At 72.9% G+C, this 11,737-nt stretch carries 9 protein-coding genes, 1 tRNA gene and 1 other RNA gene; 6 read left to right on the forward strand and 5 right to left on the reverse strand.

Features of this window, described 5'->3' with window-relative positions; translation table 11 throughout:
• Window positions 1-126 precede the first annotated feature (126 nt).
• Complete coding sequence (locus ACFVS6_RS02205; protein WP_389700018.1) at window positions 127-546, forward strand: molybdopterin-binding protein; 420 nt, start codon at window positions 127-129, stop codon at window positions 544-546.
• A 16-nt stretch (window positions 547-562) separates the two neighbouring features.
• Here the strand turns inward: ACFVS6_RS02205 and ACFVS6_RS02210 are convergent, their stop codons facing one another.
• The 3 genes from ACFVS6_RS02210 to ACFVS6_RS02220 all read right to left on the reverse strand — a co-directional run bounded on the left by ACFVS6_RS02210 (window position 563) and on the right by ACFVS6_RS02220 (window position 4,724).
• Entirely contained in the window at window positions 563-1,036 is a 474-nt protein-coding gene (locus ACFVS6_RS02210) for a molybdopterin-dependent oxidoreductase (protein WP_389700019.1), read from the reverse strand.
• An 83-nt stretch (window positions 1,037-1,119) separates the two neighbouring features.
• Entirely contained in the window at window positions 1,120-3,900 is a 2,781-nt protein-coding gene (locus ACFVS6_RS02215) for a molybdopterin-dependent oxidoreductase (RefSeq protein WP_389700020.1), read from the reverse strand.
• Entirely contained in the window at window positions 3,897-4,724 is an 828-nt protein-coding gene (locus tag ACFVS6_RS02220) for an FAD binding domain-containing protein (RefSeq protein ID WP_389700021.1), read from the reverse strand. Before ACFVS6_RS02220 ends, ACFVS6_RS02215 begins: the two co-directional genes overlap by 4 nt.
• 266 nt (window positions 4,725-4,990) lie before the next feature.
• Here ACFVS6_RS02220 and ACFVS6_RS02225 point away from each other — a divergent pair, with 266 nt between their 5' ends.
• Both ACFVS6_RS02225 and ACFVS6_RS02230 read left to right on the forward strand, forming a co-directional pair.
• Window positions 4,991-6,436, forward strand: coding sequence for a PucR family transcriptional regulator (locus tag ACFVS6_RS02225; protein ID WP_389700022.1), 1,446 nt, complete (start codon window positions 4,991-4,993; stop codon window positions 6,434-6,436).
• A gap of 158 nt (window positions 6,437-6,594) precedes the next feature.
• Window positions 6,595-8,157, forward strand: coding sequence for an MFS transporter (locus tag ACFVS6_RS02230; RefSeq protein WP_389700023.1), 1,563 nt, complete (start codon window positions 6,595-6,597; stop codon window positions 8,155-8,157).
• A gap of 141 nt (window positions 8,158-8,298) precedes the next feature.
• On the opposite strand, the gene ACFVS6_RS02235 is transcribed toward ACFVS6_RS02230, so the two are convergent.
• Complete coding sequence (locus ACFVS6_RS02235) at window positions 8,299-8,670, reverse strand: protease inhibitor I9 family protein (protein WP_389700024.1); 372 nt, start codon at window positions 8,668-8,670, stop codon at window positions 8,299-8,301.
• 266 nt (window positions 8,671-8,936) lie between these two features.
• Here ACFVS6_RS02235 and ACFVS6_RS02240 point away from each other — a divergent pair, with 266 nt between their 5' ends.
• Complete coding sequence (locus ACFVS6_RS02240; RefSeq protein ID WP_389700025.1) at window positions 8,937-9,680, forward strand: MerR family transcriptional regulator; 744 nt, start codon at window positions 8,937-8,939, stop codon at window positions 9,678-9,680.
• A 110-nt stretch (window positions 9,681-9,790) separates the two neighbouring features.
• Here the strand turns inward: ACFVS6_RS02240 and ACFVS6_RS02245 are convergent.
• Window positions 9,791-9,878, reverse strand: a tRNA-Ser gene (locus ACFVS6_RS02245).
• A gap of 322 nt (window positions 9,879-10,200) precedes the next feature.
• On the opposite strand from ACFVS6_RS02245, the gene ffs reads away from it, so the two are divergent.
• Both ffs and ACFVS6_RS02255 read left to right on the forward strand, forming a co-directional pair.
• An RNA gene (gene ffs / locus ACFVS6_RS02250) (signal recognition particle sRNA small type) lies at window positions 10,201-10,299 on the forward strand.
• Between the two features lie 78 nt (window positions 10,300-10,377).
• Window positions 10,378-11,737, forward strand: a 1,360-nt coding sequence (locus ACFVS6_RS02255) for a DNA polymerase III subunit gamma and tau (RefSeq protein ID WP_389700026.1), incomplete at its 3' end; no start/stop codon positions are given.

The following is an 11,737-nucleotide window of genomic DNA, read 5'->3' on the forward strand; positions in this document are numbered from 1 at the left end:
CCGGGCGGGTGGTTCCGGGTCGCGGATGCGAGGGGTGCGGAGCGGGGCGGGGCGAAGGCTCGTACGGTCGATCTCGTGCGGATCCCCCGATCCGCACGAATCAATGACGTAAGAGGTCGAAGCACCATGAGCCTGAGCATCCGCAACCAGATCGCCGGAACCGTCACCGCCGTCACCATCGGCGAGGCCATGGCGACGGTCAAGGTGCGCCTCGACGGCGGCCAGGACATCACCGCCGCCATCACCGCCGACGCGGTGAAGGACCTCGGCCTCACCACGGGCTCCGCCGTGAAGGCCCTGGTCAAGGCCACCGAGGTGGCGCTCGCCACCGGGCCCGTCGAGGGGCTGTCCATCCGCAACCGGATCCCCGGGACCGTCGTCGACGTCGCCACCGGTCCGGCCATGGCCTCCGTGAAGGTCGACGTGAACGGTGGCGGCCTGACCGCCGCCATCACCGCCGACGCCGTCGAGGCGCTCGGCCTGGTCGCCGGTACCTCCGTCGTCGCGCTGATCAAGGCGACCGAGGTCTCCCTCCAGTCCGCGTAGGGCCCCGGAGCCGCCGTCAGACCCCCACCGCCACCGGCGCGAGGGGCACGGCCGGTGGCGGCGCGGACAGGGCGCCGAACCAGATGTGGGTGACCGCGCTGACGTACCGCGCACCGCAGCGGTCCGACGGGACGACCAGTTGGCAGCCCGTCCCGTCGAGGTCCTCACCGTCCAGGCGGGTGGCCAGCAGGACCGGACTGCCGCAGAAGTCGGTGTCCAACTCCGCCCAGGACAGCACCGTGTGGTGGCCGTCCCCGCCGCTCACCGCCAGCAGGAACCGGCTGCGGTCCTTGCGGCGGCGGCCGTCGAGGTCGGGGCAGGCGCGGGTGACGACGTCCCGCAGCAGCACGCCCTCGAAGACGTGGTGCTGCGGGCCGTTCGTCGCGCAGTCGAAGGTGACCTCGGCCCGGTGGCCGGGCCATTGCCGCAGGTCGGCGACGGTGAGGGTCGCCGGATGGTCAAGGTCTCCGTGCAGCGTGAGTCTGGCCATGCGGGGATGATGCCCGGCACGGCCCGGCGTGGAACCTCATCTGCGAGGTTCGGAGGTCCATATGAGTCGCAGACGTGATGTCTTTAGTGTGTTCCGCCTTGCAGTTTCCGGTTGATTTTCTGCCAGACCACATCACGTGTCACGGGCATCTCGGTGAAGCGGATCCCCGTCGCGTCCCGCAGCGCGTTGGCGAAGGCCGGGCCCACCGGGTTGAACGGGCTCTCGGACATGGACTTGGCGCCGAGCGGTCCGATCGCGTCCGAGGTCTCCATGAAGTGCACCTCCGTGCGCGGGACGTCCGCGTACTGCGGCAGCCGGTAGCGGCGGAAGGCGGCCGTGGTGACCTCCCCGCGCTCGTCGACCCGTACCGTCTCGAAGAGGGTGGCGCCCAGGGCCTGGGCCACGCCGCCCTCGACCTGGCCCCGGCACTGCATCGGGTTCATGACCTTGCCCGCGTCCGCCGCGTGCACGCTGCGCAGGATCCTCATCTCGCCGGTGTTCGGGTCCACCGCCAGCCGGAACCACTGGGCGTTGAAGGCCACCGAGCGGGGCGAGCCGCCCCAGTGGCCGTCCGCCGCGATCTCGTCCGTCCTGCCCGTGACGTGCGCGGCCTCGTACAGCTCCTTCAGGGTGACGGTCCGGCCCGCGCAGTCGAAGGCCTCCGCGCCCAACTTGCACAGGTGCCGGGCCACGCCCGTGTGCCGGGCCGCGAAGGTCCGCAGGCGCTCGGCGAGGGAATCGGCCGCCAGCATGACCGCCTTGCCCGCCACCACCGTGCCGGCCGAGCCGAACGCGCCGGTGTCGTGGCGGACGACGTCGGTGTCGGACTGGCGGACCGTGATCCGGTCGACCGTCGTGTTCAGCGCGCCGGCGGTGATCTGCTTGTGGACGGTGGTCGTGCCGTTGCCGAACTCTGCCGTGCCGACCGCGATGTCGTAAGTACCGTCGCGCAGCAGACCGATCCGGGCGTCGGCGAAGTGGCCGCCCGGCGGGCCGGTCGCGATCATCGCGACCGCCGCGCCCTGGCCGGTGAGCCAACCCTCCGGCACGTCCTCGTGACTGCGGTCCTCGGCGATGGCCCGGCGCACGACGTCCATGCACTGCTTCATCCCGTACGAGGCGATGAACAGGTCCTCCTCGTGGCCGATCGGGGTCACCATGTGGTCGCCGGGGCCGATCACGTTCTTCTCGCGCAGGACGAGCGGGTCCATGCCGAGCCGGATCGCGAGCTCGTCCATCACCGATTCGACGGCGAAGAGGACCTGGCCGAGGCCGTAGCCCCGGAAGGCGCCCGCCGGCACGCCGTTGGTGTAGACCGAGTACGCCTCCACCTCCTTGTTCGGCGCCTTGTACACCGCGAAGGACTCGCCGACGCTGTGGAACATGACGGCGGGGCCGTGGTTGCCGTAGGCGCCGGTGTTGGAGACGACGCGGATGCGCAGCGCGGTCAGGGTGCCGTCGGCCTTGGCGCCGATCTTGATGGTGATCTTGAAGGGGTGTCGGGTGGTGGCGCCGTAGAACTGCTCGGCCCGGGTGAATTCGAGCTTCACCGGACGGCGCAGCTTCAGGGCGGCGAGGACCACGATGTCCTCGGTCAGCATCTCCTGCTTGCCGCCGAACCCGCCGCCCACGCGACCCGCGACGACGCGGACCTCGTCCTCGCCGAGGTCGTAGAGCGCGCACAGCGCCCGTCGGGTCAGGAACGGGGCCTGGGTGGAGGAGCGGACGGTGATGCGCTCGCCGTCGCCGTCCTCCTTGGGTTCGAAGTACGCGACGCTGCCGTGGGTCTCCAGGCTGGCGTGCTGCACGCGCTGCGTCCGGAAGGTCTCCTCCAGGACGACGTCCGCCTCCGCGTAGCCCTGCTCCATGTCGCCGAGCGTGTTGTGGACCTCGCCGCACACGTTGTTCTCCGCGCGGAAGATCCCCGACTCGGGCCCCTTGGGGTGCAGCACGGGCGCGCCCGGCAGCATGGCCTCCTCCGGGTCGATGACGTACGGGAGTTCCTCGTACGTGACCACCACCCGGCGGCAGCCCTCCTCGGCGGCCTGCTCGCTGTCGGCGACGACGGCCGCCACGCGCTGGCCGACGAAGCGCACCACGTCGTCCAGGACACGGGTGTCCATCGGGTCCTCGGTCGGGTGCTCGTGCCGTGCCGACGAGTACAGCCGGTCGGGGGCGTCGTGGTGGGTGAGGACCGCGTGGACGCCGGGGACCTGGAGGGCGTCGCGGATGTCGATGTCGACGATGCGGGCGTGCGGGTGCGGGGAGCGCAGCAGCTTCATGTGGAGCAGGCCGGGCACCTCCACGTCGAAGGTGTAGCGGGCGCTGCCGGTGACGACGAGCGGACCCGCGGGGGCGCCCGGCGACCTCCCGACGGCCTGGCCGGCCTCCGGGTCCTCGGTGTGCTTCACCCCGCGGACGGCGTCCTCGATGGCCCGGTAGCCCGTACAGCGGCAGATGTTGCCCTTGAAGGCGCGCGGCAGGTCCTGGAGCTTGCCGTCGTCGTGGGCGGAGCCCTCCTCGGCCCGGAGGGCGGCCGTGGTCATCAGGAACCCGGCGGTGCAGAAGCCGCACTGGAACCCCTGCGCGTCGAGGAACTGCTGCTGCACCGGATGGAGTTCGCCGCCGGGCCTGGCGAGGCCCTCGACGGTGGTGACGGAGCGGCCCTCGGCGCGGACCGCCGGGTAGAGGCAGCTGTGCACCGGCTGCCCGTCGACGTGGACGGTGCAGGCCCCGCAGTCGCCCTGGTCGCAGCCCTTCTTCACGCCGAACCAGCCGCGCTCGCGCAGGTAGGTGCGCAGGCACTGGCCGGAGCGGGGCTCCTCCTCGAAGCGCTGCTCGTTGATCTCGATGCCGTAGCTCATCGGGAGACCTCCTCGGCCGTGAGTTCGCGGCGGATCTCCTCCGCCAGGAGCAGCGCCATGTGCCGCCGCCAGTCGGGCAGTCCGTGGATGTCGTCGAACCACTCCTCGGGACGGACGGCGTCGTCGATGACCGCCCGCAGCTCGGCCGCCGTGGGCGGCAGCGCGAACCAGAAGCGGAAGGGGCGGGTGGTGGCGGCGGACACGGTCACGGCGAGGGAGCCGTCCTGCGGGTCCGAGGTGCCGATCACGAGGACGCCGGAGCGGCCGAGCCCGTAGAGGGAGGCCTGTCGGAAGGCCGTACGGGAGTCGAGGACGCGGGCCGGGACGCGCAGGGAGCGCAGCAGCTCGCCGTCGCGCAGGTCCTTGACGCCGGCGCCGCGGATGAACTCGGTGACGGGCAGCCGGCGGGTGGCGCCGTCCTGGCCCTGGAGGAGGACGGTGGCGTCGAGGCCCGCCCCCAGCGAGATGATCGGCCCGGCCGGCAGGCCGTTGCAAAGGTTCCCGCCGACGGTGGCCATGTTCCAGATCTTGAAGCTCGCCAGGAAGGCCCGGCAGCACTGCTCGATCAGCGGGGCCGCGGTGGCGGGCAGGTTCCGGCCGAAGCGGGACAGCTCGGTGATCGTGCAGGTCGCGGAGATGTCGAGCGAGCCGTCCGGGTGCCAGGACAGGGGCGGCCAGCCCATGCGCGACAGATCGATCAGGCGGCGGATGTGCGGCTGGGGTTCGGAGAAGAGGTACGTCCCGCCGCCGAGCCAGGCGTCACCGGGCCGCCAGGGCTCCCGGCGGCGCGCGTCGCGCACGTCGATCACCGTATTGAGGTCCATCCCGCGCCACCGGCCTCTCTCCACCGCGCGCCGTCCATGTCGTCCGACGTGTCGTCCGCATGCCGTCCTGCATGCCTTCCGGCCAGTGAAGCAACGGGGGCGGGGGCGATACGACTGGTCCCGGCCACGGAAACGCACGGGGTTCCGGGGGTTCCTCCTGGAGGATCAACCAAGAGCCCTAGGTGCCCATTGCCCTTGCATTTACGATGGGAATCACCGTATTCACCTGGCGAATGTGGCTCACCCCACCGCAAGGAGTCCCTGCCATGCACGTCCTCGACCTGCTCCAGTCCGACGATCTCGGCCTCACCCTGCTCTGGGGCGAGGCGTCCCTTCTCGGCCAGGAGGTCAGCGGGGTCACCGCCACCGACCTGGAGGACCCGGGCCGGTTCCTGGGCCCCGGGGAGCTCGTGCTGAGCGGACTGGTGTGGTGGGCGGAGGGCGACCTGGCGAAGGCCGACCACTTCGTCTCGGCCCTCGCCCGGGCGGGGGCCACCGCCCTGTTCGCGGGCGAGGAGACCCACGGGCGGGTCCCCGACGAGCTGGTGGCGTCCTGCCGGGCGCACCGGGTGCCGATCGTGGCCGTCCCGGCGAGGACCAGCTTCCGGGCCGTCACCGAGGCGGTGTACCTGCGCCAGTGGGGCGACCTCAGCCGCCGCCCCAACCGCATCTTCGCCCTCCCCGAGAACGTGCGCGCCGAGCTCAGCCGGCTGCTGGAGGGCGGCGCGGGACCCGCCGAACTCCTGGACCGGGCGTGCGCGCACCTGGGCAGGGTCGCGTGCTACCTGCTGACCGCGAGCGGCCGCACGGTGGCCCGTACGCCGTCCGCGCCGCCGATGTCCGCCCAGCGGGCCGCCGCCGCGCGCGGCGGGCTCTCGCTGCGGATCGAGGCCGACAGCTCCCCGTACGACGCCTGGCAGCTCCACGTGCCCGACGCGGACGCGGCGCCGCCCCGGGTGCTCCACGAGATCGCCGAGGTCATCGCCCAGTACCGGGACGGACTCACCCGCGCCGGGGCCGCCGGTCGCTCGGCGGGGCGCGAGCTGGTCCGGGTGCTGTCGGGCGAGGCCGAACCGGCGGCACTGGAGGAGGCGCTGACCGCCGCCGGACTCCCGCCGACCGGCCCGTACCGGGTGCTCGTCGCCACCTCGGGCGAGGCGCTGGCCGAGGCGTTGGAGCACCTGGAGGGCGTTCCGTGGGCGGCGGGCGGCCCGGTCGCGGTGCTGTCCGAGGAGGCGCGCACGTCGGTGGACCACGTGGCGGCGCTGCGCACCCTGTGGCCGCTGCTCCGGGCCTGCGCCGGCCCCGACGTGGACCTGCGCCTGGGCGCGGGCGCCCGGGCGGCGGGCCCCGAGGAACTGCGTTCCTCGCTGACCCAGGCCCGCTTCGCCCTCACGGCGGCCGACGAGGACGGCCCCGTACGCGGGGTCGAGCAGCTGGACACCCTGGCGGACCTGCTGTCCGGGGTGCCGCCGGAGGTGCGCGGGGTCTTCGGGGCGCGGACGTTGGGCACGCTGGGCGACGGGATGCTGCGCGAGACGCTGGAGGTCTTCCTCGCCAACAACTGCTCGTGGGCCCGCACGGCGGAGGCCCTCCACCTGCACGTGAACACCGTGCACTACCGGATCGAGCGGGTGGAGGTACTGACCGGCCGGGACCTGTCCCGCCTCGACCACAAGCTCGACCTGTACGCGGCGCTGCGCTGCGGCTAGGTCGTCCCCTTCGGATCCTGCCGTCCGAACGAGCCCGCCGACTGGAGGAGCGGCGGGCTTTCGTTCGACGGGTTGCGAACACTGTACGCATGAGCGTACGTTGTTCATGTCGCGAGCGAACGGTGTACGCATCAAGCGGGACAAGGGGAGGGGCCACCATGAGCGGTACCGCGGGGAACATCGGAAGGGGCGTCACGGGGGAGGGGGCCGCCGCGCGCGACCCGCGTCGCTGGCTCATCCTGATCGTGCTCTGCCTCAGCACCCTCGTGCTGGTCGTCGACAACATGGTGCTCACCGTGTCGATCCCGCCGATCGCCGAGGACCTCGGCGCCGGCGCCGAAGCCATTCAGTGGATCATCGAGTCGTACATCCTGGTCTTCGCCGGCCTCCTGCTCACCGCGGGCAGCCTCTCCGACCGGTTCGGCCGCCGCCGCGTGATGATCATCGGGCTCGTGCTCTTCGGGATCGCCTCGCTCCTCGCCGCCTACGCCGAATCCCCCGCCCAACTCATCGCGGGACGCGTGGTCATGGGCATCGGCGGTGCCCTCGTGATGCCGAGCACGCTCTCGATCCTGATCACCGTCTTCGACGAGGAGGAGCGCCGCAAGGCCATCTCCGCCTGGGGCGCCGTCGCCGTCGTCGGCCTCGTCGGGGGCCCGGCGGTCGGCGGGATCCTGATCGCCCACTTCTGGTGGGGCGCCGTCTTCCTGATGAACGTGCCGATCGCACTGCTCGCCATCGGCGCCGCGCTGATCCTGATGCCCGAGTCCAAGGGGCCCTGGCGCAAGCCCGACTTCGCCGGCATGGGCCTGTCCGTCACCGGTATGACCGCCCTGATCTGGACGATCATCGCCCTCCCGAAGGACGGCCTCGCCTCCCCCTCGACGCTGGTCGGTCTCACCCTCGCGATCGGCGCGCTCACCGCCTTCTTCGTCCACGAGGTCCGCACCGAGCACCCGATGGTCCCGATGGCCCTCTTCCGCGACCGGATGTTCAGCGGCGCCAGTTTCTCGCTCGTGCTGCTGACCTTCGCCAACGGCGGCCTGATGCTGGTGCTGACCCAGTACCTTCAGTTCGTCGCCGGCTACACCCCCACCGAGACCGGCCTCGCGTTCACCCCGCTCGCCGTGGCCACCCTGCTCTTCAACGGCCTCGGCGCCACCCTCGGCAACCGCATCGGCAACCGGATCATGACCGCCGTCGGCCTCGCCGTGATCGCCGCCGGCTTCGCGGTCCTCGCCACGCTGGAGGCCGGCGACGGCTTCGCCCCCCTCGGCGTCGCCATGACGGTCATGGGCATCGGCGGCGGCCTGGCCATGCCGGCGGCCACCGCGGCCCTCATGGGCGCCGTCCCCGAGGAGCACGCGGGAGTCGGCTCCGCCCTCAACGACACCGTCCAGCAGGCCGGCGCCGCCCTCGGCGTGGCCGTCCTGGGGGCCCTGCTCGCCTCCGTCCACTCCCGGGCCATGCCCGCCACCACCCCGGACGCCGCCCGGCACTCCGTGGCCGCCGCCCTCGCCGACCCGGCGCTCGCCGCCGCCGCCCGCGACGCCTTCACCTCCGCCATGTCGGCCACCTTCACCGCGGCCGCGGCGGGCGTCCTGGCCGCGGCGGGCCTCGCCCTGATCCTGATGCGCGACCGGAAGTCGCCCGCGACCCCGGCGCCGACCGGCTCCGAGCCCCGCCCGTCGGCCGCGACCCCGGCCGGGCGGGCGGCGTAGGCACGCGGCCCGGGCCGGGAACGCCGGAAGCGGTGGGGGACGCCCCCACCGCTTCTCCGCTTCTCCGTGTTCCGGGCCCGCGCCCACGGGCCCCATGGGTGCGGTCCCGCGCTCACGGGCCTTCCGGGTGCGGACCGCCGCTCACCAACCGCTCGTGGTCCCGCCGTCCGCCACCGGCGTACCGACGACCCCGCCGTCCTGCTCGACGGCGACCACCGCGGGGTGCGCCCGCAGGGCGGCCAGCTGCGCCTCGTTCAGATCGGCCGCGAAGCCCCGTACGACGCTGCGGTACACGTACCGGACCTCGGTCACGCCGGTCTCGTCCATCACCCGCTCCGGGTCGGCGTTCGGGGCGAGGGTGACGATGTAGGGCTCGGTCCGGGTGTCGTCGGCAGGAGTCACCGACTCCACGGCTCGGGCCGCGTACGCGACGGGCGCCACCCCGAGCGGGGCGACGAGCAAGGCGGCGGCGAGGAGGGCGGGACGCAGGATCGGACGGCTGATCGGACGCATGCGGAACTCCGTTTCCCAAAGATCGGCTACCCGCTCCTTCGGCCACCAACCGCCCCACCTTGAACCGCGCCGGGCAGGCCCGTCCCTGCGCGCCCGGTCGCCGACCGACCCGCGCGGACCGATCGCGGTGATCGCGTCGGCCCGGCCGGAGGCGGCTTCGGTAGCCTGTCGAAACGTTGTCGTCGTGTTCATGCTCAGAGCGTCGGACCCCGGCGCGCGGACGGGGTCGGGGCCGTGTTCGGGCCCGACTCTCCCGGGGGACCCTCATGCTGACGATCGGCCAGGTCGCGACCCATCTGGGCGTGACCGTGCGCGCCATCCGGCACTACCACCAACGGGGCCTGCTGCCCGAGCCGGAGCGCGACCCCTCCGGCTACCGGCGCTACGGGGCCGACGCGGTCGTGGCCCTCGTGCGGATCAGGACCCTGTCGGACGCCGGCGTGCCGCTCGCCCGGATCGAGGAACTGATGGGCGCCACGCCCCAACGGTTCGCCGCGGCGGTGAAGGAGATCGACGACGAGCTCCGAACCCAGGCGCGGGACCTGAAGCGGCGCCGCGGCCGGATCGCCGAACTGTCCGCGGGCGACGCCCTCTTCCTCCCGCGCGACGTCGTGCTCCTGCTGGACCGGCTCCGGGAGGTCGGCCTCTCCCCCGAAACCGTCCGGACCGAGCGCGACACGTGGATCCTGCTGGCGGCGCAGTACCCCGACCAGGTCCCGCAGTGGGCGCGGCAGAAGCACACCCTGTTCGAGGACCCCGCCTTCCAGCGCCTCTACCTGACCTGCGACCGGGCCGCCGCCTGGGACCGCGACGACCCCCGCCTGGAGGCCCTCGCGGACGACGTGAACGCCTTCGGCGGCCTCACCCCGCCGGACCCGGACGGCCCCGAGCCGATGCTCGCGCTCGACGCTCTGGTCGCCGTCAACCTCATGGCGTCCCGGACGGGCAAACCGGTCCCGGCGTGGGAACGACTCATAGACCTCTGCCGCCTCCGCGCGAACCCCGGCTGACACCCCCCGGGGCGTCCGGCGGCCCCGGTCCGTTCCGGCGGCCCCGTCGGGGAACGCAGAAGGCCCCGGCCGGTTTCCCGGTCGGGGCCTTCAAGTGCCCGGTGAGGCACTGGCGGAGGATACGAGATTCGAACTCGTGAGGGGTTGCCCCCAACACGCTTTCCAAGCGTGCGCCCTAGGCCACTAGGCGAATCCTCCGCCGCAAACAATACAAGACGTTGAGGGGTGCTCGCGAACACGATCCGGATCACGGGTCCCGGAGTCCTCCCTGATCGGTCCTTGATCCCCTCCGGCGGGGTCCGATCCGGATCCGGGACCGGACCGCGCCCGAGGGGATCGGGGTCGGGACCGGATCACGCACAGGGGTGTCGGGTCGCGGTCGGAGCCGCGGTCGGGGGGAGGGGTGCGGGCGGGGTGATCCGCTCCGCGGCGGGGCTCCCGCGGGGCCGGTCGTGGCGGTGGGATCCGGGGTGGTCCGGGTCCGGGTCGATTGTCGGGGGCGGTATCCGCTAGTGTGGGGCCCAGCCCCTCACGTGGCGCTATCTCACCCAACTCCCCCAGGGCCGGAAGGCAGCAAGGGTAAGTGGGCTCTGGCGGGTGCGTGGGGGGCGCTTTGCGTTCCGGGCGGGGTCGCCGCGGCGGGTCCGGGGGCGTCGGCGGGCCGCCGTTGTCGGCGGGCCCGGATAACCTCGTAGACGTGTCGTCCCTTGCGCTGTACCGCCGCTACCGCCCCGAGTCGTTCGCCGAGGTCATCGGGCAGGAGCATGTCACTGCCCCGCTGATGCAGGCCTTGCGCAACAACCGGGTCAATCACGCGTACCTGTTCAGCGGTCCGCGCGGCTGCGGGAAGACCACCAGCGCGCGCATCCTGGCCCGCTGCCTGAACTGTGAGAAGGGCCCCACCCCCGACCCGTGCGGGGAGTGCCAGTCCTGCCGCGACCTCGCCAGGAACGGCCCGGGCTCGATCGACGTCATCGAGATCGACGCCGCCTCGCACGGTGGTGTGGACGATGCCCGTGACCTGCGGGAGAAGGCCTTCTTCGGCCCCGCGTCGAGCCGCTACAAGATCTACATCATCGATGAGGCGCACATGGTCACCTCGGCGGGCTTCAACGCCCTGCTGAAGGTGGTCGAGGAGCCGCCGGAGCACCTCAAGTTCATCTTCGCCACGACCGAGCCCGAGAAGGTCATCGGCACCATCCGGTCGCGCACGCACCACTACCCCTTCCGTCTCGTCCCGCCCGGCACCCTGCGGGACTACCTCGGCGAGGTCTGCGGTCGGGAGGGCGCCACCGTCGAGGACGGGGTGCTGCCGCTCGTGGTGCGCGCCGGCGCCGGGTCGGTGCGCGACTCGATGTCCGTGATGGACCAACTCCTCGCCGGCGCCGCCGATGACGGTGTGACGTACGCCATGGCGACCTCCCTGCTGGGTTACACCGAGGCCTCCCTGCTCGACTCCGTCATCGACGCCTTCGCCGCCGGGGACGGGGCCGCCGCCTTCGAGGTGGTGGACCGCGTCGTCGAGGGCGGGAACGACCCGCGCCGCTTCGTCGCCGACCTGCTGGAGCGCCTGCGCGACCTGGTGATCCTGGCCGCCGTGCCCGACGCCGGGGAGAAGGGGCTCATCGACGCCCCGGCCGACGTCGTGGAGCGGATGCAGGCCCAGGCCTCCGTGTTCGGGGCCGCCGAGCTGTCGCGTGCCGCCGATCTGGTCAACACCGGCCTCACCGAGATGCGCGGGGCGACCTCCCCGCGACTCCAGCTGGAGCTGATCTGCGCCCGGGTGCTGCTGCCCGCCGCCTTCGACGACGAACGTTCCTTCCAGGCCCGCCTCGACCGGCTGGAGCGCAGCGGACCCCCGGCCGCGGCCGCCGCCTTCGCGGCCCCGCCCGCGATGGCCTACGTACCGTCCCCCGAGGTCCACGGCATGGCCCCGGCCGGTCCCGGCGGGGGCGCGGCCGCCGCGCGCGCCGCCGTACGCGCCGAGGAGGCGCCCGCACCGGCGCCCGTGCAGCCCGCCCCGGCGGCCGCACCGCCCGCCCGCCGGCGTACCGGAG

The sequence above is a fragment of the Streptomyces sp. NPDC057939 genome (genome assembly GCF_042887545.1).
Lineage (GTDB): Bacteria > Actinomycetota > Actinomycetes > Streptomycetales > Streptomycetaceae > Streptomyces.